The sequence below is a fragment of the Thermosynechococcus sp. genome, from assembly GCF_046299635.1.
Classification (GTDB): Bacteria; Cyanobacteriota; Cyanobacteriia; order Thermosynechococcales; family Thermosynechococcaceae; genus Thermosynechococcus.
Genome location: NZ_JBKBHV010000005.1, coordinates 66,086 through 88,001, shown reverse-complemented (window position 1 = coordinate 88,001; position 21,916 = coordinate 66,086). Strand labels below are relative to the sequence as shown.

26 protein-coding genes are annotated in these 21,916 nt (G+C 54.0%); 9 read left to right on the top strand and 17 right to left on the bottom strand.

What is annotated here, in order from left to right; all coding sequences use genetic code 11:
* Positions 1 to 77: 77 nt before the first annotated feature.
* A complete protein-coding gene (locus ACK4IR_RS03450) occupies positions 78 to 380 on the top strand; it encodes a carbon dioxide-concentrating mechanism protein CcmK (RefSeq protein ID WP_409872598.1) in 303 nt (100 codons plus the stop codon).
* 43 nt (positions 381 to 423) lie between these two features.
* Here ACK4IR_RS03450 and ACK4IR_RS03445 read toward each other — a convergent pair whose 3' ends face one another.
* The 4 genes from ACK4IR_RS03445 to ACK4IR_RS03430 are packed head-to-tail and all read right to left on the bottom strand — an operon-like array spanning position 424 to position 2,940.
* The gene (locus ACK4IR_RS03445; protein WP_409872545.1) at positions 424 to 819 is read right to left on the bottom strand and encodes a hypothetical protein; all 396 of its coding nucleotides are present in this window, start codon (positions 817 to 819) and stop codon (positions 424 to 426) included.
* Positions 820 to 852: 33 nt separating this feature from the next.
* A complete protein-coding gene (locus ACK4IR_RS03440) occupies positions 853 to 1,560 on the bottom strand; it encodes a GUN4 N-terminal ARM-like repeat domain-containing protein (protein WP_409872543.1) in 708 nt (235 codons plus the stop codon).
* Positions 1,536 to 2,087 carry a D-glycero-beta-D-manno-heptose 1-phosphate adenylyltransferase gene (gene rfaE2, locus ACK4IR_RS03435; protein WP_409872541.1) on the bottom strand — a complete coding sequence of 184 codons (552 nt, stop codon included), beginning with the start codon at positions 2,085 to 2,087 and terminating at the stop codon, positions 1,536 to 1,538. Before rfaE2 ends, ACK4IR_RS03440 begins: the two co-directional genes overlap by 25 nt.
* Positions 2,071 to 2,940 (bottom strand): branched-chain amino acid ABC transporter permease, encoded by an 870-nt coding sequence (locus ACK4IR_RS03430; RefSeq protein ID WP_409872540.1) that lies wholly within the window; start codon positions 2,938 to 2,940, stop codon positions 2,071 to 2,073. Before ACK4IR_RS03430 ends, rfaE2 begins: the two co-directional genes overlap by 17 nt.
* A 342-nt stretch (positions 2,941 to 3,282) precedes the next feature.
* Here ACK4IR_RS03430 and ACK4IR_RS03425 point away from each other — a divergent pair, with 342 nt between their 5' ends.
* The 4 genes from ACK4IR_RS03425 to glnA all read left to right on the top strand — a co-directional run bounded on the left by ACK4IR_RS03425 (position 3,283) and on the right by glnA (position 7,980).
* Positions 3,283 to 4,359, top strand: a complete 1,077-nt coding sequence (locus tag ACK4IR_RS03425; RefSeq protein ID WP_409872538.1) for a glycosyltransferase family 4 protein — start codon at positions 3,283 to 3,285, stop codon at positions 4,357 to 4,359.
* A 58-nt stretch (positions 4,360 to 4,417) separates the two neighbouring features.
* Positions 4,418 to 5,776, top strand: coding sequence for a glycosyltransferase family 4 protein (locus ACK4IR_RS03420; RefSeq protein WP_409872536.1), 1,359 nt, complete (start codon positions 4,418 to 4,420; stop codon positions 5,774 to 5,776).
* 241 nt (positions 5,777 to 6,017) lie between these two features.
* Complete coding sequence (locus ACK4IR_RS03415; RefSeq protein WP_409872534.1) at positions 6,018 to 6,458, top strand: DUF2085 domain-containing protein; 441 nt, start codon at positions 6,018 to 6,020, stop codon at positions 6,456 to 6,458.
* Positions 6,459 to 6,564: 106 nt separating this feature from the next.
* Positions 6,565 to 7,980, top strand: coding sequence for a type I glutamate--ammonia ligase (gene glnA, locus ACK4IR_RS03410; protein WP_409872532.1), 1,416 nt, complete (start codon positions 6,565 to 6,567; stop codon positions 7,978 to 7,980).
* A gap of 192 nt (positions 7,981 to 8,172) precedes the next feature.
* On the opposite strand, the gene cysK is transcribed toward glnA, so the two are convergent.
* Both cysK and ACK4IR_RS03400 read right to left on the bottom strand, forming a co-directional pair.
* Positions 8,173 to 9,138 carry a cysteine synthase A gene (gene cysK / locus ACK4IR_RS03405; RefSeq protein ID WP_409872531.1) on the bottom strand — a complete coding sequence of 322 codons (966 nt, stop codon included), beginning with the start codon at positions 9,136 to 9,138 and terminating at the stop codon, positions 8,173 to 8,175.
* A gap of 51 nt (positions 9,139 to 9,189) precedes the next feature.
* Complete coding sequence (locus ACK4IR_RS03400; protein WP_409872529.1) at positions 9,190 to 9,627, bottom strand: Rrf2 family transcriptional regulator; 438 nt, start codon at positions 9,625 to 9,627, stop codon at positions 9,190 to 9,192.
* A 217-nt stretch (positions 9,628 to 9,844) separates the two neighbouring features.
* Between ACK4IR_RS03400 and tsaD the strand changes: the two genes are divergently transcribed.
* Entirely contained in the window at positions 9,845 to 10,906 is a 1,062-nt protein-coding gene (gene tsaD, locus ACK4IR_RS03395; protein WP_409872527.1) for a tRNA (adenosine(37)-N6)-threonylcarbamoyltransferase complex transferase subunit TsaD, read from the top strand.
* On the opposite strand, the gene ACK4IR_RS03390 is transcribed toward tsaD, so the two are convergent.
* Entirely contained in the window at positions 10,851 to 11,702 is an 852-nt protein-coding gene (locus ACK4IR_RS03390; protein ID WP_409872526.1) for a metal ABC transporter permease, read from the bottom strand. The genes tsaD and ACK4IR_RS03390 overlap by 56 nt on opposite strands.
* 84 nt (positions 11,703 to 11,786) lie before the next feature.
* Between ACK4IR_RS03390 and ispE the strand changes: the two genes are divergently transcribed.
* Positions 11,787 to 12,722 (top strand): 4-(cytidine 5'-diphospho)-2-C-methyl-D-erythritol kinase, encoded by a 936-nt coding sequence (gene ispE / locus ACK4IR_RS03385; RefSeq protein WP_409872525.1) that lies wholly within the window; start codon positions 11,787 to 11,789, stop codon positions 12,720 to 12,722.
* On the opposite strand, the gene ACK4IR_RS03380 is transcribed toward ispE, so the two are convergent.
* The 4 genes from ACK4IR_RS03380 to ACK4IR_RS03365 form a co-directional block, all read right to left on the bottom strand.
* Positions 12,719 to 13,831, bottom strand: coding sequence for an RNA polymerase sigma factor, RpoD/SigA family (locus ACK4IR_RS03380; protein WP_409872524.1), 1,113 nt, complete (start codon positions 13,829 to 13,831; stop codon positions 12,719 to 12,721). The genes ispE and ACK4IR_RS03380 overlap by 4 nt on opposite strands.
* A gap of 113 nt (positions 13,832 to 13,944) precedes the next feature.
* Positions 13,945 to 14,547 carry a hypothetical protein gene (locus ACK4IR_RS03375; protein WP_409872523.1) on the bottom strand — a complete coding sequence of 201 codons (603 nt, stop codon included), beginning with the start codon at positions 14,545 to 14,547 and terminating at the stop codon, positions 13,945 to 13,947.
* A 49-nt stretch (positions 14,548 to 14,596) separates the two neighbouring features.
* Entirely contained in the window at positions 14,597 to 15,307 is a 711-nt protein-coding gene (locus tag ACK4IR_RS03370; RefSeq protein ID WP_409872522.1) for a Crp/Fnr family transcriptional regulator, read from the bottom strand.
* 8 nt (positions 15,308 to 15,315) lie between these two features.
* A complete protein-coding gene (locus ACK4IR_RS03365) occupies positions 15,316 to 15,813 on the bottom strand; it encodes an HNH endonuclease (protein WP_409872520.1) in 498 nt (165 codons plus the stop codon).
* 144 nt (positions 15,814 to 15,957) lie between these two features.
* Here ACK4IR_RS03365 and ACK4IR_RS03360 point away from each other — a divergent pair, with 144 nt between their 5' ends.
* Positions 15,958 to 16,497, top strand: coding sequence for a YqeG family HAD IIIA-type phosphatase (locus ACK4IR_RS03360; protein WP_409872519.1), 540 nt, complete (start codon positions 15,958 to 15,960; stop codon positions 16,495 to 16,497).
* A gap of 5 nt (positions 16,498 to 16,502) precedes the next feature.
* Here ACK4IR_RS03360 and aroQ read toward each other — a convergent pair whose 3' ends face one another.
* The 5 genes from aroQ to sufR all read right to left on the bottom strand — a co-directional run bounded on the left by aroQ (position 16,503) and on the right by sufR (position 19,175).
* Positions 16,503 to 16,949, bottom strand: coding sequence for a type II 3-dehydroquinate dehydratase (gene aroQ, locus ACK4IR_RS03355; protein ID WP_409872517.1), 447 nt, complete (start codon positions 16,947 to 16,949; stop codon positions 16,503 to 16,505).
* A gap of 49 nt (positions 16,950 to 16,998) precedes the next feature.
* Positions 16,999 to 17,127 carry a hypothetical protein gene (locus ACK4IR_RS03350; RefSeq protein ID WP_024125381.1) on the bottom strand — a complete coding sequence of 43 codons (129 nt, stop codon included), beginning with the start codon at positions 17,125 to 17,127 and terminating at the stop codon, positions 16,999 to 17,001.
* A 125-nt stretch (positions 17,128 to 17,252) separates the two neighbouring features.
* Positions 17,253 to 17,585 (bottom strand): photosystem II reaction center protein Psb28, encoded by a 333-nt coding sequence (psb28, locus tag ACK4IR_RS03345; RefSeq protein WP_409872515.1) that lies wholly within the window; start codon positions 17,583 to 17,585, stop codon positions 17,253 to 17,255.
* 50 nt (positions 17,586 to 17,635) lie between these two features.
* Positions 17,636 to 18,514: an alpha/beta fold hydrolase gene (locus ACK4IR_RS03340; RefSeq protein WP_409872513.1), complete on the bottom strand. Its 879-nt coding sequence runs from the start codon at positions 18,512 to 18,514 to the stop codon at positions 17,636 to 17,638.
* A gap of 1 nt (position 18,515) precedes the next feature.
* A complete protein-coding gene (gene sufR, locus ACK4IR_RS03335; protein WP_409872512.1) occupies positions 18,516 to 19,175 on the bottom strand; it encodes an iron-sulfur cluster biosynthesis transcriptional regulator SufR in 660 nt (219 codons plus the stop codon).
* Positions 19,176 to 19,307: 132 nt separating this feature from the next.
* Between sufR and sufB the strand changes: the two genes are divergently transcribed.
* The gene (gene sufB / locus ACK4IR_RS03330; RefSeq protein WP_409872510.1) at positions 19,308 to 20,744 is read left to right on the top strand and encodes a Fe-S cluster assembly protein SufB; all 1,437 of its coding nucleotides are present in this window, start codon (positions 19,308 to 19,310) and stop codon (positions 20,742 to 20,744) included.
* Here the strand turns inward: sufB and ACK4IR_RS03325 are convergent.
* Positions 20,668 to 21,810 carry a WD40 repeat domain-containing protein gene (locus ACK4IR_RS03325; RefSeq protein WP_409872508.1) on the bottom strand — a complete coding sequence of 381 codons (1,143 nt, stop codon included), beginning with the start codon at positions 21,808 to 21,810 and terminating at the stop codon, positions 20,668 to 20,670. The two genes, sufB and ACK4IR_RS03325, sit on opposite strands and share 77 nt — an antisense overlap.
* Positions 21,811 to 21,916: the final 106 nt, after the last annotated feature.

Here is a 21,916-nt window from a genome sequence, read left to right as displayed (position 1 = left end):
GGAAACTAGAGCACCGTTTTTCTAGCTTAACCCCAGTCCTTTTCTACAATAGGGGAGATGTGGCACGGGTAGTGGCGATGGCAGCAGAGGCGGTGGGCATGGTGCAGGTCTTGGGGTATCCGGCAGCCCTTGCGGTGGCCGATACGTTGGTCAAAGCCGCTCAGGTCACCCTCATCAGTTGTGAAGGGATTGGGGCGGGCTATTGGACGGTGGTGATCCGAGGGGAGGTGGCGGACGTGAATGCAGCGGTTCGAGCGGCGCGATCCCTCACTGGCCACGCGGTCATCTCCCATCAGATTATTGCCCGTCCTGCCGGGAATCTTGAACAGGTGCTACCGATTGTGACCCCTCACCAACCACCTGAAGATTTTCTGCTTTGAGCCAATCCTCAACTTCGGCTCATTGGCTGAAAAGCTGCTCAGCTTAGCGCGATCCTTGCAATTGCTTCACCTGCTCAGGAGTGAGGATTGTCAGCATCTCGACGCGGGTATCCTGCATCACCTTTGAAAGCTGTGTTTTTTGAGCGGGGCGCAGCGAAACGGCGCTCATGGCCTCCTCGGTGGATTTCCCTTCTTTGATGGCATTGCGAAAGATGCGCTGTTGATCGCGATCCAAAATCTTGAGGATGCGATCGTTGGTGCGCAGGGTCAGGCGCAGGACAGCTTGTTTTTGTTCCACACTGAGATTGAGTTTTTTCATTTGCTCGGCAGTCAGGAGGCCGCCACTGGTTTGCGCCACGACTTGGGGGGAAAGGGTTGCGCCACTAATGCCCGCCACAAGGGCGATCGCCACCATCCATCGCTGAATATTCTTCTTCATCCCTGCCACCTCACCACGATTGCTATCCCTATTCTAAGCAGTCCAAGCCGGATGATTGAGAAGGGCATTGAGCACTTGGACGCCCCGCAGTTGATTGGTCAGGGGTAAATGGCCGCGAGGGGCACTCAAATCCCAGATGAATTCATGGGGATAACGCGGCCACCGCTTACCTTGCCGCCAGCCAATTTTCTCCCAAAGCCGATCCCAGTTTTGACCGCAGCTCAGCCAGAGTTGCCGCTGCACCGAATAGCCAAAGCGACCCAGAGAAAACGCCAGCCACAACTGATCAATGGTTTGTAAATCCACAATGGGGAGTTGCTCCACCTCCGTGAAGTAGAGCCAGCGGCGTTTTTGGGCCAAGGAGCCTGCCAGTTCACACAGCTTTTGGGTGGTCAGGCGATCGGCGGCCTCAAATTTCTCGGCCACTAGGAGTTCAGCCAGCTCCCGATAGTCCACCCCGCGATCGGAGCGCAGGGGAATCATCCCTTGGGGATAGTGTTGTTGTAAAAAAGCTTGGACAGACGCTTCCGGACAATGAAATAGGAGGCGGTAGGCTTGACCCCGCACCCATAGGGCGGGCGGCGGAGAAAAGGTGGCACTGTCTTTGAGGAACTCCTGCAAGAGGTGATAGCCTTCACTGCCTGCCGTACTCAGGGTGGTCATGGCGGCCAGTTGGGCTTTTTCGTTGCCGCTGTACAACTGCGCCCGTAAATCGGCTAAGGCCGGTTCTGTGGTGACCATGCGCCTGCTGACTCCTCCCCATACAACTCTAGAATGCGTTGGACGATCGCCGTTGTCGAACTGGGAACCTCCACTTGAATGAGTTCAATGCGACCCCCATAGTGCTGCACAGCCGCCGCTTCCGGTAGAGTCTCCAGTTGGTAATCGCCCCCCTTGACGTAGATCTCCGGTTGGAGAACCTCGATCAGGGTCGTGGCAGTGCGATCGCTAAACAGCACCACCGCATCTACTGATCGTAAACCAGCCAGCACCTCTGCCCGCTGCTGTTCGGGAATAATCGGCCGTTTGGGCTTTAGGGCTGCCACCGAGCGATCGCTATTCAACCCCACCACCAAGCGTTTGCCAAGGGCGCGGGCTGCCGCCAGATAGCGCACATGCCCCGCGTGGATCAGGTCAAAACAGCCATTGGTAAACACCAGAGGGCGCCAATCTTGAGGCGCAGCGTTAATTGCAGCAACAAGGGTTGCAAGAGTATAGAGGTTTGAAATCAGAGGAACTCTCCTAAGAAGACTAACTGAGTGTGCCACGAAATAGCCCTTGGGGGCGCACCAAAAGCACCGCCATCATGATGACTAGGGCAACCGCCAGCTTGTATTCAGAAGGGATAAACAGTGTACTCATTTCCTGAGCGACACCAATAATCAGGGCGCCGGCGATCGCCCCATAGGGATTGCCAATGCCACCGAGAATTACACTGGCAAAGAGGGGTAAGATCAAAAACCAACCCATCGTTGGCCGCACAGCGGTAATCAGGCCATAGAGACCGCCGGCCACCCCCGTGAGCACCCCTGCCAAGAGCCAAGTACACAGCACCACCCACTCGACATCAATCCCGGAAACCCGAGCTAGGTCGAGATCATCAGCTACGGCTCGCATGGCCTTGCCAACTTTTGTGCGTTGCAGCAGGAGGTGCACACCGGCGATCGCCCCCACCGCCAACATCATCACAATCACCTTGGAGTAAATAATTTTCACGCCCCAAACATCAAGGGCGGGCATCACCGGTAGCCGATAGGTTTGGTTTTCACTGCCCCAGATGAGAATCACAGCATTGCGCAGGAAAAACGAAAGACCAATGGAAATAATAGTTAGAGTCGTTGAGGTGGCGCGGCGATCGCGCAGCGGCTGCCACAGGAACTTTTCACTTAGGAGCATTAACCCTGCCGTCCCCAAGCCACCGATCACCATTGAGAGCCAAATATCGAGTCCTGTTGCATTGGCCACCAATGTCAGGTAGGCTCCCGTCGTCATAAAGTCCCCATGGGCAAAGTTGGGCAGGCGCAAAATCCCAAATGTGAGCGTCAAACCCACCGCTGCAAGGGCAATAATACTCCCTACCGCCAAGCCATTAACAAAAAGTTGAATCAGTTGAATATCCATGAACCGTTGCGACTAAAATTTTAGAAGGCGTGAAACGGGCAACGCCTGTTCATAGAATAGCGATCAGAGGAATGTTTTCACGATACTTTTTCTCTGATTAGGAAAGTCTCTGTTGCCTAAAAAATCGCAAGGATAAGTGAAGAATTTTATCATACTCTAAATTGACAAAATGTAGCGATAATAACAAATAATAGTACGGATTCCCGAAGTTTCAGGTAGGGATTTACCCCCTTGGTTTTTTTTGTTCAGATTGCGTACCGTTGAGGCAGCCATGCTGCTGAGTCAATCGCGCGATTAGCATCAAGGCATCGGTGACCAACCGTATTGTTCGAGGAGGCTTATATGCGCATTGCTCAAATCGCCCCCCTGTGGGAACGGGTACCGCCGCCGGCCTATGGGGGTGTGGAGTTGGTGGTGAGTCTGCTCACAGAAGAATTAATCAAGCGAGGGCACGAGGTCACGCTGTTTGCCAGTGGCGATTCGATTACCCAAGCCAAGTTGGTTTCTACCTATCCCCACGCCATTCGCCTCGATCCCAATGTGCAGGAATATGCCGTCTATGAAGCCCTGCAATTAGGAGAGGTCTTTAGTCGCGCCAATGAATTCGATGTCATCCATTCCCATGTGGGCTATACGGCTTTACCCTACGCCAGTCTGGTGAAAACACCCGTTGTGCACACGCTCCATGGCCGCTTTACAACGGATAACGAGCGCATTTTTAGCCAATATCGCAACCAAAACTACGTCAGCATTTCCCATTCCCAGCGGCAACTGCGGGACTTAAACTACATTGCCACGGTCTATAACGCCATTGCCGTAGAAACCCATCACTTTTATCCCCAGCCTACTGATCCGCCCTATCTGGCCTTCTTGGGGCGGCTCTCCCCGGAAAAAGGCCCGCACCTGGCCATTGAAATTGCCAAACGGGTGGGCATTCCTTTGAAGATGGCAGGCAAGGTGGATCGGGTGGATCGTGACTACTTCAAGGAATTAGTTGAACCCCAGATTGATGGTGAATTCATCCAGTTCATCGGCGAAGCGGATCATCCAACGAAGAATGCGCTCCTCGGCGGCGCCATTGCCATGCTCTTTCCGATTACGTGGCAGGAACCCTTCGGCTTGGTGGTGATTGAATCCATGGCCGCCGGCACACCTGTGGTGGCGATCGCCAAGGGCGCAGCGCCTGAAATCATTGAACACGGCAAGACGGGTTTTCTCTGCCATTCTCTTGACGAGTGTGTGGCTGCTGTGGCAGCAGTTTCAACCCTTGATCGCCAAGCCTGTCGCGACGCCGTTTGGAAGCGATTCAGCGTTGAGCGCATGGTGACCGAGTATGAAGCAGTGTACACAGCAGTTCTAGCAGGTGCTTTTGTCAGTAATGGGCACCGCAAGGGTAGTTTAGAACTAGTGGCAAGCTAGGCAATCCACCGTTGATTTCTAGCAGGTTTTTCTCGGTCGTTATTCTAAAGGGGTATTTATGCAAGCATTATCAACCCGTACCACAAAAAATGTTTTACCACGCGCCTTTGCAACACCTCAGCTCCAAGTGCCGGCACGTCAACCCATTGCCCTGATTTCTGTTCACGGAGATCCTGCCGCCGATGTCGGCCATGAATCCGCCGGCGGTCAAAACATCTATGTGCGGCAATTGGGGGAAGCGTTGGCAGCCGCCGGCTGGCAGGTGGATATGTTTACCCGCAAAATTTCCCCCAATGACCCCGATATCATTGAGCACAGCCCCCACTGTCGCACTATCCGTCTGGAGGCAGGGCCTCTCACCTACATCCCTCGCGAAAAGCTCTTTGAGACCTTGCCGAAGTTTGTCGAAGCCTTCAAAAACTACCACACCAAATATGGCTATCCGCTGATCCACACCAATTACTGGCTTTCCGGCTGGGTGGGTTGGCAGTTGCGTCAGGAGTTGAATTTCCAATGGCTGCACACCTACCACTCCTTGGGGGTGGTGAAGTACCAGGTGGCTTTTGAGCAAGCCCAACGGGATGAAACCCGCCTCATGGTGGAAAAGGCCATCTTGGAAAATGCCGATTGCGTCATCGTCACCAGCCCCCAAGAGGAAGCCTACCTGCGGCGTTGGGTCTCTAAAGCAGGGCAAACACGCCTGATTCCCTGTGGAACAAATTTGAACCTCTTTTATCCTGTGGCAGATGCCCGTGCCCAATTGAATTTGCCTGCCGATGAGCCGATCATTCTCTATGTGGGGCGCTTCGATCGCCGCAAGGGGATTGAAACGCTGGTGGCAGCGATGGCCCAAGTGCCCCAAGGGCGCCTCCTGCTGGTGGGAGGGAGTGATCCGCAGCGCAGTGATGGTGCCGAACGGCGGCGCATCGAAGGATTGGTGCAGGATTACCAGTTGGGCGATCGCGTCACCTTCGTGGGGCAAATTGACCATGGGCGCTTAGCCGTGTACTACAGCGCTGCCAATGTCTGCGCGGTGCCCAGCTACTATGAACCCTTTGGCTTGGTGGCCATTGAAGCCATGGCCTGTGGCACACCGGTGATTGCCTCTGCGGTGGGTGGCTTGCAATTTACGGTGATTCCCGAAGAAACGGGCTTACTGGTGCCGCCGCAGGATGCTACCGCCTTGGCCAATGCCATTCAACGCCTCTTGGCCGACCCGGCTTGGGCGCGTACCCTTGGGGAAAACGGCTGCCAGCGGGTGCAAGCCCTCTTTAACTGGGAGGAGATCGCCCTTCAGATGGGGCAACTCTACCGGCAACTTTTTGCCGCCTCCTTGATGGGGCATTCACCTTGCTTAAAGACAGTTAAAAACACTACTCCCCTGCCGACAGTGACAAAAGCGGCTTTAGCCTCCTAGGAGAGGAGCAGAGCGGTTGAAGGGGACAGCGAGCAGCTTTCCTATGGATTCTGGCGATCGCTAGAGCTGCTCAAAGTAGCAACGTCTGTCTTACCGCTCTGTCAAGGGGATGATTGCCCTTGTTGTGAACAATTTGTTAAATTCTAGGGAGTTATTGATCGTTTTGTATCATTTCTGAAATCTAATGGTGCGGTGGCGATCGCTTTCTCCCCTATACCCTGATGTTATTCTGGCGGCATTAATGCTAGGCCCTCTTTTTGCCCCTTTCTTGGCCGCTAGTCATTTTCTTTTCTTGCCGCACATTGCCCAAATTATCTACACCATGGGCAATCACGTGTGTCCACAGCCAGAAATGGGCTTGATGCTCGTCCCCCCTTGGAAAATGGCGGTGTGCATGCGCTGTTATGGCACCCTTTGCGGAGTTCTCCTCACCCGTTGGTGGATTCAGCGTTCCACCACTGCCCGGGAGTGGTATTGGCTGCCGCAGTATGGTCTCAGGGGATTTTTAGTAGCGATACTCTTGATGCTGTTTTATCCCCTTGAGTGGGCACTGCAACACTATGGTGTTTGGCGCTACTCCAACTGGGTGGTTTTTCCCTTTGGGGCGATCGCTGGATTGGGCTTGGGATTATTGATCATGCCATTGCTGTATCCCAAACAGTGCCTTGCCACCTCCCGTTAGGGCGCAAACAAGGGAATTTTGGTAGCCTCCGATACAAAAACTAATTAGGGCAACTTTCTACCATAGAGTGTCGCTGTGGAGCGCCCAATACAGGAGTAATCTATACATGGCAACGCCCGAAGACATTTTGCACCTAATTGACCGTAAATACGAGCTAATTGACTTGAAATTTATTGACATGCCCGGTACGTGGCAACACCTGACAGTGCACAAGAGTCAAATTGACGAGCATTCATTTACCGAGGGGATCCCTTTTGATGGCTCCAGTATTCGTGGTTGGAAAGCCATCAATGAGTCTGATATGGTGATGGTGCCGGATCCAAATACGGCGTGGGAAGATCCCTTCATGAAAGAACCCACCCTGAGCATGATTTGCACCATCAAAGATCCGCGCACCGGAGAACTCTATGATCGCTGCCCGCGCTCCATTGCGACCCGTGCCGTTGAATATCTAAAAGCAACAGGCATTGGCGATACAGCTTACTTTGGCCCTGAAGCCGAATTCTTTATCTTTGATGACGTTCGCTACGACCAAAATCAGAAATCGGGCTACTACTACATTGACAGCATTGAGGGAAGTTGGAATACCGGCCGCGAAGAGGAAGGGGGTAACCTTGGCTACAAAATCCGTGGTAAGGAGGGCTACTTCCCTGTCGCTCCCGCTGACACCCTTCAAGACCTGCGCACAGAAATGCTTTTAACCATGGCTAAGTGTGGTGTGCCCATTGAAAAGCATCACCACGAAGTGGCCACGGCCGGTCAATGTGAGTTGGGCTTTCGCTTTGGCACACTCATTCAAGCGGCTGACTGGCTGATGACCTATAAATACTGCGTCAAGAATGTGGCGCGTAAGCACGGCAAAGTGGCGACCTTTATGCCCAAGCCCGTCTTCAACGATAACGGTTCAGGGATGCACACTCACCAGTCCATTTGGAAAGATGGTCAGCCGCTGTTTTGGGGAGAAGGCTATGCCAATTTGAGCCAAATTGCCCTCTGGTATATTGGGGGTATCCTCAAGCACGCTCCAGCGCTGTTGGCTTTTACCAATCCGACAACAAACTCCTACAAACGATTAGTTCCGGGCTTTGAAGCCCCCGTGAACCTTACCTATTCCCAAGGCAACCGCTCTGCCTCCGTGCGGATTCCTCTCACCGGTCCCGATCCCAAAGCGAAGCGCCTAGAGTTCCGTTGCCCCGATGCCACCAGTAACCCCTACCTTGCCTTTGCGGCGATGCTGTGTGCGGGGATTGACGGCATCAAGAATCAAATTGATCCGGGTAGCCCCCTAGATGTTGATATTTACGACCTCAGCCCTGAAGAACTGGCCAAAATTCCCTCGACTCCCGGTTCGCTCATGGCGGCTCTGGAAAACCTGCAAAAAGATCATAGCTTCCTCACAGCGGGGGGGGTTTTTAGTGAAGACTTTATTCTCAACTGGATTCAGTACAAACTAGACACAGAAGTGATTCCCATGTCACTGCGTCCTCACCCCTATGAATTCACTCTCTACTTTGATGCCTAGGGCAGTGAATCGCTAGAGCCTTGCATTTAGGGATATAGCAATCAGAGGCACTCATTAAGGGTTGCCTCTTTTATTTTTGCTATTTTTGCTGCTGATGCCTCTCCGAGAGGGGGTCTGAAGATGATATGGCTACTTGAATAAAAGGGGGATAGCTTGAACAAAATACCCCCTGACTCTGAACTCCACTTGTGCCTAGTGTTGCAGGTAACTGGGTACCAAGGGCAGCGCATCCTGAAACAGGGGTGTGCTCAAGTAGCGTTCGCCAAAGCTGGGCTGTACCATGACAATTAACTTGCCCGCATTTTCGGGACGTTGGGCGACTTGAATCGCAGCACAGAGGGCAGCGCCGCTGGAAATACCGGAAAGAAGACCCTCCTCCCGGGCTAAACGACGACCGAAATAAATGGCCTGATCGTCGGAGACGGTGATCACCTCATCAATGAGTTCCCGCTTGAGCACAGGGGGGATAAATCCTGCCCCAATCCCTTGAATTTTGTGAGGGCCTGGTTTGCCGCCTGAGAGAACAGGACTATTGCTGGGTTCAACGGCGATCGCCCGAAAGCTGGGTTTCTTGGCCTTAATCACTTCCGCCACCCCCGTAATGGTGCCACCCGTGCCGACCCCGGCAACCAAAATATCCACTTGGCCATCGGTATCCTGCCAAATTTCGAGGGCAGTGGTTTCACGGTGAATCTTGGGATTGGCGGGGTTTTTGAACTGTTGCAGCATGAAAGCATCTTCCAAGGAGGCGACAATCTCTTCGGCACGACGAATGGCGCCACTCATGCCCTCAGCGCCGGGGGTCAAATCCAGCTCTGCCCCATAGGCCCGCAGCATAGCCCGCCGCTCTGCACTCATGGTTTCCGGCATGGTCAGAATCAAACGGTACCCCTTTGCCGCCGCCACCATTGCCAAGGCAATTCCGGTGTTGCCCGAGGTGGGTTCCACAAGCACGGTTTTGCCGGGGGTAATGAGACCGGCCGCTTCTGCCTCCTGAATCATACTTAGGCCGATGCGATCCTTCACGGAGGCCGCAGGATTCATGCTCTCTAATTTGACGACAATTTGTGCCACGCAGCCTTCCGCTTGGGGAATACGGTTCAGGCGGACAAGGGGAGTGCGACCGATGAGGGCAGTAATGTCGGGGGCAATGTTCATGGGGACTCACTCTCCAATTTGAGACAAAAAATTTAGAAACGCAGCGCCGGCCTAGATGTAGTACATGAGATCCACCTGCCGGTAAGCTTGGTGGCGATCGCACAAATCTTGGAGGGTATAGTTTCGCAAAACTTCATTGGCGGCTTTGCAGGCCTCTAACCATACCGAACGAATCAAACTGCGCGCTAAATCGCGGTCTTCAGGGGGCTTCTGCGCCAGCTTAGACTCAATCCCCTCAATGCAGTTGAGCACGTCCAATATTGAGATTTGCCAAGGTGCTTTCGCCAGTAGATAGCCTCCCCGTGCCCCCCGCTGACTGCGAATGAGACCTTTGCGGCGTAGGGTCGCCATCAGTTGCTCCAAATAGCGATCGGGAATGTTGTGCACGGCAGCAATTTGGCGAATTTGGAGAGGTTCCGCCTGTTTATAGGCCGCTGACATTTCCAAGAGCGCCAAGAGGGCGTACTCACTTTTGGCAGACAGTTCCACAAGACGTTTGGCACACGCACGACATTGAGCAGATTGCCCAACCCATAGTATATCCTACTTCTTGATCGGGATTTAGGAGATTCTTACGAATCTTCACCGTAGAGCAGGTTGACCCCTCTAGAATTCACGGCATTGAGAACTCCCCCTCAGCAACTTTATTCCAGAAAGAAACAAGCTAGACTTAGAAAGGCTCTAGCTTCATGCCTAAGTTTGCCCGATGGTGAGAATTCTGGCCATTGAAACCAGTTGCGATGAAACGGCGGCGGCGGTGGTGCGCGATCGCACCATTGAAAGTAATGTGATTGCCTCCCAAGTGCGCGCCCATCAACCCTTTGGCGGTGTCGTGCCGGAAGTCGCCTCCCGTGCCCACTTGGAAAACATAAACGGTGTAATCACAACCGCGATGAGTGAGGCCGGTTGCGATTGGTCAGCCATTGATGCCATTGCTGTCACCTGTGCCCCCGGCTTGGTGGGGTCGCTGCTCATTGGGGTTACGGCAGCAAAAACCCTTGCCCTTGTCAAACAAAAACCCCTTTTGGGGATTCACCACCTTGAAGGCCATCTCTATGCCTCCTACCTAGCGGAGCCGACCCTTGAACCGCCGTTCCTCTGCCTGTTGGTTTCGGGCGGGCACACCAGTCTCATCGGCGTCTATGGCTGTGGCGAGTATCAGCTTTTGGGCCAAACGCGGGATGATGCAGCGGGGGAAGCCTACGATAAAGTAGCGCGCCTACTGGGCTTGGGGTATCCGGGCGGGCCGGTGTTGGATCGCTTGGCGCAAGGGGGCAATCCAGACGCCTTTGATCTGCCGGAGGGCAATATCCGCCTGCCGGATGGCAAGGTGCATCCCTATGACTCCAGCTTTAGTGGCTTGAAAACCGCCGTGGCACGACTGGTGGCGGAGCTGCGTCAAACCCGGGATGAATTGCCGCTGGCGGATCTCGCTGCCAGTTTTCAAAAAGCGGTAGCCCAAGCCTTGACCAAGCGGGCGATCGCCGCAGCAGTGGATCATGGCTTCAAAACCTTAGCGATTGGGGGGGGAGTAGCGGCAAATTCCGGACTGCGCCAACACCTGAGAGCAGCGGCGAACCCCTTGGGGCTGCGTCTCATTTTTCCGCCTCTGCGGCTGTGTACCGACAATGCGGCAATGATTGCCTGTGCAGCAGTGGATCATTTCCGGCGGGGCGATCGCTCCCCTTTCGATTTAACAGCGCGCTCACGCCTTAGTTTGCCGGCGATTTCGACCCTCTATGAGCCGACCCCCTTGGCAAGGAATTAATTGCCACCGATGCCAAAAAGAAGGCCAGTTGACAGACAACAATACTCGGTCCCGACGGCCAATTCATCCCTGCCGACAACAACATGCCGACAATGGCGCTGCCGACCCCCACCAGGGCTGCCAAAACTACGTACTGGGAAAATTGCCGACTCCACAGGCGCGCCCCACAGGCAGGAATCACCACAAAGGCACTGATGAGCAGCACCCCTACTGTCTTGATCGAGACGGCAACCACCAAGGCCAACAGGGTAATAAACAGCAGCCGCTGTATGCCCACCGCCGCCCCCCGCGCTACCGCCAAGGCCTCATTCACCGTGATTAACAATTGCACCCGCAACGTCAGGAGGATGAACAGGCCAACCATCACGCACAGGGCACCACTCAGGAGGAGATCCGCCGGGCGCACCGCCAGAATATCGCCAAACAGTAGGTTATTCAGCCCCCCTTGGTAGCGATCGCTCAGACTCAATAAAATCACCGCCAACGCCAAGGAGGAAGAGTAGATGATATTCAAGAGGGCATCCGTCCACAGCCGCGTATGCTCCAGCAAATACGTGACCCCCAAGGCAAAAATGACCGCAAAGGGCAGCAACATCAGGGAAGGATTTAGTCCCAAGATAATCCCCAAACTCATCCCCAACAGCGCCGAATGCCCTAGGGCATCGCTAAAGAAAGAGAGCTGGCGTAGGATGGTAAAGCTACCGAGGGCACCCGCCATCCCTCCCGTAAAGATGCCTGCCCACAGTGCCCGCTGCATAAAGGGCAACTGCAACAGTTCAATCATGCGTTCCAACATCGTGCGGACCTCGGGCTGGAGCCTGCCAAAGGGGAATAGAAGAATAATATGCTATTGAACAGGTGGTTGTGAGGATGGGGCTGCGTGTACTCTCTGCTGGCGCCTGCCAAAATTAATCTCTTTTTACAGATTGTCGGCAATTGCCTAGAGAACAGTGGCTATCACGAGCTGGTGATGGTCATGCAGGCGGTCTCCCTCATGGATCGCCTTGAACTCATCCCGCGGCGCGATCGCCAGATTACCGTCCACTGTACGAATCCCGCCGTTCCCTGCGATCGCCGAAATCTTGCCTACAAAGCAGCCGCCCTCCTCCAGCAGCATTTTCCCAATTGCGAGGGCGTTGAAATTTTCATCGAAAAACGGATTCCCATGGGAGCCGGTTTGGCCGGCGGGTCAACCAATGCAGCAGCCGTCCTTGTGGGCTTGGATCTCCTGTGGCAGTTGGGTCTCACCCAAGAGGAATTGCAAACCTTTGCCGCTCAATTGGGGGCCGATGTTCCTTTTTGTTTGCGGGGGGGAACCGCCTTGGCCTTAGGACGGGGGGAACAGTTGAACCCCCTCCCTGATTTGCAGGGATTGACCGTTCTTTTGGGGAAGTATCGCTCCCTCAGTGTGGCCACCCCTTGGGCCTATCAAACCTATCGGCAGGAATTTGCCGCCACCTATGCCCAAACCCCCCAGGAGCAGGACAAGGCTCGCCAGGAGGGAGGATCCGCCACCCTTTTACAGGCGATTCAGCAGCGTGACATTGCCACCTTGGCAGCCAGTCTCCGCAATGACCTAGAGAAGGTGGTGTTGCCCCGCTATCCTTTGGTGGCAGAGTTAAAGGCGCACTTCCTCGCCGCGGGGGCGATCGCCAGCTTGATGTCGGGATCGGGGCCAACGGTGTTTGCCCTCGCGCCCTCTGCCGAGGAAGGCTACAGCATCATGCAGCGGGTACGACGCGCCCTGCCCGACCCCGATTTGGATTTATGGATCTGTGAGTGCTGTCCCCACGGCATTCAGTTAGAGGCACCCTAGGCAAACTCCTCCAGATAGTCTTGAATCTCCCGTCGCCGCTGGGGCTGGCGCAACTTTTGCAGGGCACGGTGCTCAATTTGGCGAATCCGCTCCCGACTCAGTCCCAATAGGGCTGCAATTTCCGCTATCTCAAGGGCAGGCTGCTCCCCTAAGCCATAGCGCAGTTCCATCACTTGGCGCTCCCGTAGCGATAAATCACGGAGGAGTTGCTGCAGAGTGGTCCGTAGCGACTCGCGCATGATCACCTCATGGGGGGTGGGAGCGGTAGATTCGATCAGCTCCTGCAATTCCGTTTCTTGGTCGGCGCCAACCCGCTGTTCTAAGGCCACGGATTTAGGAACGGCCATGAGTACTTCCCGCACCTGGGACACCTCAAGATTGAGTTCTTGGGCAATGTCCGCCAGACTCGGCATCACCCCCTGTTGAGCTGCAAGACGCCGCTGGGCACGCTTAATTTTGTTGAGCTTTTCCACCATGTGGATCGGGAGGCGGATCGTGCGACTTTGGCTTGCAACAGCACGGGTCACACTTTGGCGAATCCACCAGTAGGCATAGGTGCTAAAGCGAAACCCCTTGGTCGGATCAAACTTTTCAACAGCGCGTTCTAAACCCAATGTGCCCTCTTGAATCAAGTCCAAAAATTCCACACCGCGATGCTGATATTTTTTGGCAATATTCACCACTAAGCGCAGGTTGGCTTGCAGCAGTTGTGTTTTCGCCCGCTGCCCTTGACGCTCAATGTGCTGAAGTTCAGCAAGAGTGACATTCGCTGCCTTTGCCCAAGCCTGACGACCTGCTTGTACGCACATTTGTAGCTCAGCCACGCTCATATTGAGTAGAGACGCCCATTGGGTACGGGTGAGGCGAGACCCCAACTGCTGCTGCCGGCGATCGCGTTCTGCCACAGCCGCCACATAGCGCTTGATCTGGGGATCATCGGACTGATCTCGCACGGTGAGCAGAGCTTGGTACTGCTGAACCTGTTGGGCAAGGCGGAGTTCTTGGCTGGGGGTGAGCAAAGGCACCCGGCCAATTTCCTGCAAGTACTGCCGCACCAAATCCGTTGTCAATGGACGGTTGGGCACGGGTTGAATGGGGGTAGCCACCATAGGACAACTCAAACTCACAACATCGAGAATCCAGCTCGATAGTGGTATTCTCTGTCCTAGGCACGGAGGGTGGCAGTGATGGAGCCTGTGTCCCAGTTGTGATACGGATCAACCTATTCTGTACTTTCCGATGAACCCGTCATAAGTTTTGTGGCTGAAGACAGCTCTTCCTTGAGAATGGTGGTATCAATCACGCAGGGCAATCGAGCAGCCTTGAGACCACGCTTGATCACCGTAAGGGTCTCCGGAAAGAGCACAAAGAGGGGCAGTTGACGATTGGCTCCCTCGCTAAAGACATCCCGATGGGGCAAGGGCATCTCCCAACTGTAGCTGCGGCTGAGGAGCACTTGGGATTGGCGCCAGCGAGTAAGTAGTTCCGTAAAGCTTTCCCCCGGACGATGGATAAAGATGAGCAGTTCAATGTCGGTTTTGACTTTCCACTCCGGATCGCACATGACAAAGACCAGATCACAGGGCACCATCACCGACTTCACTTGGGGACGTTGGCTCGCGGTTGCAGCCGCAGGCACCTGAAGGTGGGCGATCGGCAGTGGAATCGGAATTAAACTCTCTTGCGGCCGCCGCAGACTGGGAATCATTTCGAGGTAAGGGCGATATTGCCGCAGTAATTCGGTGGCGTGCAGCGGATCCGTGTAGTGAACCAATGTGTGTTCGTAAAGGTTGGGAGCGATCGCCATAACAGAAAGAGCTTGCAACTATTGTTATCCTAGGCGAGGTCACTCCTCGTCAACAAGCCATCAAACTTTAACTCACTGCTTGCTGGGCCAATTGCTCTAGTTGCGGCAAATTGAGGATTTGGAGTTGTTGCTTGGCCGCGTCAATTTTAATCCAGTTTTTCGCCCCCAGTTTATCCAGCAGTTGATGGGCTTCCTCGGCGCCAATGCCGGCCAGATCCGCTAAATCCTTAACAGGCACATTGAAAATCGCAGCTGTGTTGGCATTGCCCCCCAGCGGCTGACCATAGCGCCGTGCCAAATTCACCAAGACATGGGCTAGCTTCACCGCCGGCGGTTGATGCCACAGCTCAATACGGCTATTGGTCAGGCGCAGCCGTTGTGCCATCACTTGCAGCATCCGATAGTGCACCTCCGGCTCCTGGCGCAGGACATGGACAAATTTTTGCGCAGGCACAGACAACACTTCCGCCGGGCAGAGCGCCACCACATCCGTCGAGCGGGGGGATTGATCCAGGATGGCCATTTCACCAAAAAAATCCCCCGGCCCTAGAATTGCTAGGGTCACAAACTCCCCATTGGCGCGCAGTCGCCGCACCTTCACCCAGCCTGAGAGGATAAAGTAAACGGCATTGCCCCACGCATCTTCGATGAGAATGGCCCGCCCTGCCGGATAGGTGTTATGCCAAGCTACTGCTAGCGTCGAAGAAAGCACCTCTTGGGAAGCGGCGGCAAAAAGCGGAAAGAGTTGACAAAAGTGTTCGATCTCAATACTTGCCATAACAACGTTTAGATACCAATGACATATTTGCGCCACTCTTGGTGAGTGCCGCTGCGCACATGCTTCGTTACTTCAAAATACAGACTGCTAAGAGGACGGCGTGGCTTCTGTCGTAGGGGCATATTGGCTTCCTCAGGGGTGCGGTTTCCTTTTTTAACGTTGCAGCGTACACAAGCAGTAACAATATTTTCCCATGTATCCCCACCGCCCCGCGATTTAGGAATGACGTGATCAAGGGTGAGGTCATCGCCTGTGTAGCCACAATACTGGCAAGAATGACCATCTCGATGCAGGATGTTGCGGCGGGTCAGAGGAATCTCTTTGTAGGGGGTAACAACGTAGTGGCGCAGGCGAATCACGGTTGGCAGGGGGAAATTGTTGTAAATGATCTTGCCGTTGTGCTCAACCTGCTCCGCTTTGCCCTTGATTAAAAGGACAACTGCGCGCTGCCAACTCGTAATATTGAGTGGTTCATAGGAGGCATTGAGTACCAGAACCTTTGCCATATCTGTTGACACGCGGCATTCTCTCAGATGGTAGCATATCCCTTGTTATTGGAGTAACAACGGAGAGGATTTTTGCAGTTCCCACCCTCCCTGCGGATCGTGCTAGGCTGACGAAAGCATTTCTCTTTATAAGTGGACTGTTCCATGGCCATTAGGTCTCTGGCAGCACTCCTACAACCGAATTTAATTCTTGAAACCACAGTTGAAGAGTTGCACCCCAGTCTGTTGGCACAATATCACCTGCGGGGGATAGTACTCGATGTGGACGATACCCTCCTCCCCACTTGGGATGCGGATCTGCCGCCGCAAATTCTGGCATGGCTACTAGAGATGAAGCGCCAAGCGCCGATCTGGCTGGTTAGTAATAACTTAAACCATCGCCGCATTGAACGGATTGCCCAGCAGGTGGAGTTGCCGTTTTTAGTGGGGGCGGGCAAGCCCTCGCGGCGTAAGATTCGTCAGGCTGTAGAAGCGATGAATTTGCCCTATGCTCAAGTGGCGATGGTGGGCGATCGCCTGTTTACGGATATTCTGGCGGGCAATCGCTTGGGGATGTTCACGATCTTGGTGCAACCGGTTCTCGTCAAGCGCCTTGATGGTAAATCTTGGGTACGCCATCTAGAGTTTTGGCTGGCACGGCAACTGGGAACGCCGCTGGCGATCGCCCCCTCCTCCGAGAATTAGGAGCATTAACCTTTTCTTTGTAGATAACTCACCAGTGCCCGTAGCCCCAACAAATAACTATCAGCACCAAAGCCAGCAATTTGACCGATCGCCACCGCAGCAATGTAGGAATCGTGGCGAAAGGCTTCCCGTTGATGAATGTTACTCAGGTGAACCTCAACGGTTGGTAGGGCAACAGCAGCAATGGCATCTCGCAAGGCCACGCTGGTATGGGTATAGGCGGCGGGATTGATTAAGATGCCGTGGGCACGCCCTTTTGCTGCCTGAATGGCATCCACTAAGGCACCTTCGTGATTGGACTGGAGACACTCAATGGTTACCCCTAACTCTTGTGCCAAGGTCTCCAAAGATTGGTTAATGCTTGCCAGTGTTACAACCCCATAAATCCCCGGCTCCCGCTGCCCCAACAGGTTCAAGTTCGGCCCATGGAGCACCAAGATATGAAAAGACAAGCTTCAACTAACCCTTCAAAACTGCACGGATAACGATATTCTGAATGAACTATTGGCGATCGCGCACGGGAATCGGGATCGGCTCCAGTTCAGGGGTAGGTTCAGCACCGCCTAGAAGCTCCAACAGTTTTTTTAACCACGATTTGAGGGTGTCAAGCAGGCTCTCTAGATAATCCATTGATGTCCCTACTGTATCGCTATAGTATTTGCAGATGCCCTGTGTCCTGAATAAAGACAAAAAAGGCATTGTACCTTTAAGCTAGCACAATCTTTTTGAATCGGCATCCGATCAATTTAAGACTTCTAAGACTTTTGGAAGCCAAGGCCATGGCTAGCGGCGTAGCGATCCATAAAGCGAATAAAGCGATCCCATTCTTGGGGGCTGCGCATCGTGTAGGTAGCCTCAATGGCAACAGGTTGGCCATTAATGAATTTGGCGTTAACGTCCCGGGTCACAATTTCTCCTTCCTCGTCAATCATGTACATTCCCGTCACTTCTAGGTTGCCCTCTTGAACAACTTTCGGGTTATCGAAGTAAAAGATGGCTTGACCACTACTGCCATCCCGTGCCCGTGTCAACCGCACATCAGGAACCACTTCTTCATCAACGCCACGAATAAATTGAATTTCTGCCATTGCACCTACACTTCAAGCAATACTTCTAGGATACCTGTATCGGGGACAACTCAACCCAAAAAATCGCGCCGCAGACTGTAGATCACCCATTCGGGCTGCTCCAGATGGGGTAAGACCCCTGCCTTGGGGATCACTTGCAACTGTTGCAGGCGATCGCGGGCGGTGGCATAGAGCCGCTCCCCCAACGAAAGGGGCGTAAGCTTTGCCTGTTCTCCCCAGAGGATCACGGTGGGGACGGTCAACTGCGGTAAATAGCGGCTCAGATCAAAGGAGAGATTGCCCTTCAGGGTAGCAAGGGCTGCCCACTCGGCATTGGGACGACAGGCAGCCTCAAGGTAGGCTTCAACCGTTTCGGGGCGTAGCCGTTGCGGATCGGCAAAAATAAATTGGGTAAGGAAGTTGCGCACTGCCAAGGGGTTAGCAGCAGCAACGGTGTAAATGAGGCGATCAAGGATCGGAACACTCAGCAGGGCATTAGCGATCGCCTGTCCTTGATCTTCGCCAAAGTCATTGAACCCACTGGGACACACCAAGCACAAACGCTGAAAAAGATGGGGTTGCTGAATGGCCAGCCGCACCACAATCCCTGCCGTGAGGGATGAAGCGATCACGGTGACGGGTGTGCCCAGCATGCGCAGCAGTTCAGCCATCATGAGCCAGTAGTCACTACTGGTGTAGTCACAGGCCGGATGATCCGACTCGCCCCAACCAATGAGATCCGGAGCAATGACACGGTAGCGAGCCGCAAAGGCAGGATATACCTGCGACCATTCATAGTGGCTAGAGCCACCCCCCAAACTATGGAGAAAGACCAAGGGAGGACGAGATTGCACCTGACCCCAGTAGCGATCGCTAGGGGTGTAATAGACCATGCGGCCCATACTGGTGCGAAAACTTTGCCGAATAAAGGTGGGCGGGCAAAAGGCCATACTACTGCAAGGGGCGAATCAAATAACCACAGCGATGCTCGCCATCCACAATCCAATGGGTGCGCTCAACAGCACAATCCCCAAGGGCGATCGCAAACATCTCTAACTCATGATGACAGACCGTGGGAAAAGACTGGGCAACGGCGGAAATTGCACAATTGTACTCCGTAAATAGATAAGCACCTTTAGGCTCACTCACCGGATAACACTCTGCCATGTAACCTTCCTGTCGCCGCAGGGTCACCAGTCGTGCCAAGCGTTCCGCCAAGGTACCCGTTCCCATTTGCTCGCGGTAGGCCAAGGCCTTGCGCTGCCAAGCTGCCTGCAAGACATCCTGCATCTGTTTTGGGCCAAGGGTGGCTGCGACGGATTCCAAGAGTTCTACCGCAAAGCCCTTTGTCTGACTCGACTGTTGCCGGAGTTGCAGTTGCCGTAGTTCTTCCCGTCCTGCCTCGCTAATCGTGTAACGGTATTGGGGACGCCCCACTGTACCCGACAGGACTTGATAGGTTACCAGTTGCTCTGCCTCCAAATCCTTAAGATGCCGCCGCACTGCCTGCGGACTAATCGCCAGTTGTGCTGCCAACTCCTGGGCACTGAGGTGACCGTCGCGGAGAAGGCAGTGTAAGATGTCCTGTTTAGTATCGGATGTGAGCGTCACACAACGCCCCCTTGACTAAAACAACGGTTTTGTTGCTAAATTAGTCCTAGGAGATAAGGCAACCATTCTGTTGCTTAATATACTCTATTTTTTATTTGTCCTTTTGCCCATTCCTTCACCAGAGAACACTCGATGTCGGCAACACTCCAATCCCTCGTCAATCAGCCCTACAAGTACGGCTTTGTCACCCAAATCGAGACGGAAACCATTCCCCGCGGTCTGAATGAGGACATTATCCGCCTCATCTCGGCCAAAAAGAACGAGCCAGAGTTCATGCTGGAGTTTCGCCTACGGGCCTATCGCCAGTGGCTCAAGATGAGCGAACCCACATGGCCACGGGTCAGCTATCCCCCGATTAACTATCAAGACATCGTCTATTATTCGGCTCCGAAACAGAAGGAAAAACTGAAAAGCTTGGATGAAGTGGATCCTGTCCTGTTGGAAACCTTTGAGAAACTGGGGATTCCCCTCTCAGAGCAAAAGCGGCTGACGAATGTGGCCGTAGATGCCATTTTTGATAGCGTGTCAGTAGCCACCACCTTCCGCGAGGAGTTGGCCAAGCAGGGGATTATTTTCTGCTCCATTTCCGAAGCGCTCCACGAATACCCTGACTTGGTGCAGAAATACTTGGGCAGTGTTGTCCCCATTGGTGATAACTTTTATGCGGCTTTGAACTCGGCAGTCTTTTCCGACGGCTCCTTTGTCTATGTTCCCAAGAACACGCGCTGTCCGATGGAGCTATCCACCTATTTCCGCATTAACAATGGCGAGTCGGGGCAGTTTGAGCGTACGCTGATTATTGCAGATGAGGGCAGCTATGTTAGCTATCTTGAGGGGTGTACAGCTCCCATGTTCGACACCAATCAACTCCACGCAGCGGTGGTAGAACTGGTTGCCCTTGACAATGCCGAAATCAAATACTCCACCGTGCAAAACTGGTATGCCGGGGATGAAAACGGCAAGGGAGGCATCTACAACTTTGTCACCAAGCGGGGGCTGTGCCTAGGCCGTAATTCCAAGATTTCTTGGACGCAGGTGGAAACCGGTTCAGCCATTACTTGGAAGTACCCCAGTTGTGTCTTGGTGGGGGAGAATTCGGTGGGGGAATTCTACTCCGTTGCCCTCACCAACAACTACCAGCAGGCGGATACAGGCACCAAGATGATCCACATTGGCAAGAATACCCGCAGCCGCATTATCTCCAAAGGGATTTCAGCGGGGCACTCCCAAAATAGCTATCGCGGTTTGGTGAAAATCGGACCAAAGGCCACGGGGGCGCGTAACTACTCCCAATGCGATTCGATGCTCATCGGAGATACGGCAGCCGCCAATACGTTTCCCTATATTCAGGTGCAAAACCCCACGGCACAGGTGGAACACGAGGCCTCCACGTCAAAAATCGGTGAGGATCAACTCTTCTACTTTGCCCAGCGGGGAATTTCCGCTGAAGATGCGGTCTCAATGATGATCAGTGGCTTCTGCCGCGATGTTTTTAACCAATTGCCGATGGAATTTGCGGTCGAGGCCGATCGCCTGCTGAGTCTGAAGCTGGAAGGCAGTGTTGGCTAACGCTCTGGGGATGTCTCCGGAAATAGACGCCAGACCTTGATCGTGTGATCGTGCCGTCTTCACTGGCGGAGATTAGCTGATCCTGACCAAAGACGACACTGTACACGGCGCCAGAGTGCCCCTTGAGGTTGCGCAATAGCTGACCGGAGAGAGACCACAGTTTGACGGTTTGATCGCCGTGGCCACTGGCAAGGGTGCTGCCCTCGGGACTTACCGCCACGCTAAAGACTTGCCCGCCCTCGGTGCCAAACTGATGCTGAAGTTCGCCTGTGGTCAGGTTCCAGACTTTGATGCCGTCTTTGTCGCTGCCGCTGACCAATTGGCTGCTGTCGGGGGTAAAAGCTAGGCTATTGACATCACTGGTGTGGCCTTCAAGGGTGCGCAGGAGTCGGCGGGAGGGGAGATCCCAAATGCGGATGAGCTTATCCACGCCACCGCTAGCTAAGAAACGCCCATCGCGACTGATGGCAACGCTGAGCATGATGCCCTCACTGCCTTTGAGCGTCGTGATTTCCTGAAGACTAGGGACATCCCACAGTTTGACGGTGTGATCATAGCTGGCACTGGCAAGGGTGCGGCCATCGGGACTGAGGGCTAAGCCATTCACAAAATCTCGGTGGCTGGTGAGGGTGGCCTCCAGCTGGCGATCGCCCACGCGCCAGAGTTTGATGGTTTTGTCTTTGCTGCCGCTGATGACCGTTTGACCATCGGGCGTGATCACTAACGCGTAGATCCAGTCGGTGTGACCTTTGGCTTGTCCTAGGGCAGTTCCCGTCGCCAAGTTCCAAAAATACAGCGTGCGATCGTCCCCACCGCTTACAAGCAGATTGCCATCGGGACTCAGAGCGATCGCGTTCACTTCATCTTGATGGCCGCGCAGGGTGGTAGCAAGGGCAATTTTTTGCCACTTCGAGGCAGTCTGCTCCGGGATGGATTCACCGGTTGGAATCGAGGGGCGAAGCGTCCAGTGTTGACGCAGTTGCCAATAGGCCAGTCCTGCAACCAATCCACTGATCACAAGGGTACTCAAAAGAATTCGGAGATCAGAACTGCCGGTGTTACGCATCCGTTACATCTCCCAAGAGTTTGGCAAGGGGCTGTACCCTACATTAACAATAAAGGCTGTGGTACGTTTTTGCTATGGCCGAGAACCCCGGCTTTTCTCTATGGGA

Coding starts and splice junctions, on each gene's coding strand:
- ACK4IR_RS03450 (WP_409872598.1), top strand. CDS start 78: ATGGCAGCAGAGGCGGTGGGCATGGTGCAGGTCTTGGGGTATCCGGCA.
- ACK4IR_RS03445 (WP_409872545.1), bottom strand. CDS start 819: ATGAAGAAGAATATTCAGCGATGGATGGTGGCGATCGCCCTTGTGGCG.
- ACK4IR_RS03440 (WP_409872543.1), bottom strand. CDS start 1,560: ATGGTCACCACAGAACCGGCCTTAGCCGATTTACGGGCGCAGTTGTAC.
- ACK4IR_RS03430 (WP_409872540.1), bottom strand. CDS start 2,940: ATGGATATTCAACTGATTCAACTTTTTGTTAATGGCTTGGCGGTAGGG.
- ACK4IR_RS03425 (WP_409872538.1), top strand. CDS start 3,283: ATGCGCATTGCTCAAATCGCCCCCCTGTGGGAACGGGTACCGCCGCCG.
- ACK4IR_RS03420 (WP_409872536.1), top strand. CDS start 4,418: ATGCAAGCATTATCAACCCGTACCACAAAAAATGTTTTACCACGCGCC.
- ACK4IR_RS03415 (WP_409872534.1), top strand. CDS start 6,018: ATGCTAGGCCCTCTTTTTGCCCCTTTCTTGGCCGCTAGTCATTTTCTT.
- glnA (WP_409872532.1), top strand. CDS start 6,565: ATGGCAACGCCCGAAGACATTTTGCACCTAATTGACCGTAAATACGAG.
- cysK (WP_409872531.1), bottom strand. CDS start 9,138: ATGAACATTGCCCCCGACATTACTGCCCTCATCGGTCGCACTCCCCTT.
- tsaD (WP_409872527.1), top strand. CDS start 9,845: ATGGTGAGAATTCTGGCCATTGAAACCAGTTGCGATGAAACGGCGGCG.
- ACK4IR_RS03390 (WP_409872526.1), bottom strand. CDS start 11,702: ATGTTGGAACGCATGATTGAACTGTTGCAGTTGCCCTTTATGCAGCGG.
- ACK4IR_RS03380 (WP_409872524.1), bottom strand. CDS start 13,831: ATGGTGGCTACCCCCATTCAACCCGTGCCCAACCGTCCATTGACAACG.
- ACK4IR_RS03370 (WP_409872522.1), bottom strand. CDS start 15,307: ATGGCAAGTATTGAGATCGAACACTTTTGTCAACTCTTTCCGCTTTTT.
- ACK4IR_RS03365 (WP_409872520.1), bottom strand. CDS start 15,813: ATGGCAAAGGTTCTGGTACTCAATGCCTCCTATGAACCACTCAATATT.
- ACK4IR_RS03360 (WP_409872519.1), top strand. CDS start 15,958: ATGGCCATTAGGTCTCTGGCAGCACTCCTACAACCGAATTTAATTCTT.
- ACK4IR_RS03350 (WP_024125381.1), bottom strand. CDS start 17,127: ATGGATTATCTAGAGAGCCTGCTTGACACCCTCAAATCGTGGTTAAAA.
- psb28 (WP_409872515.1), bottom strand. CDS start 17,585: ATGGCAGAAATTCAATTTATTCGTGGCGTTGATGAAGAAGTGGTTCCT.
- ACK4IR_RS03340 (WP_409872513.1), bottom strand. CDS start 18,514: ATGGCCTTTTGCCCGCCCACCTTTATTCGGCAAAGTTTTCGCACCAGT.
- sufB (WP_409872510.1), top strand. CDS start 19,308: ATGTCGGCAACACTCCAATCCCTCGTCAATCAGCCCTACAAGTACGGC.
- ACK4IR_RS03325 (WP_409872508.1), bottom strand. CDS start 21,810: ATGCGTAACACCGGCAGTTCTGATCTCCGAATTCTTTTGAGTACCCTT.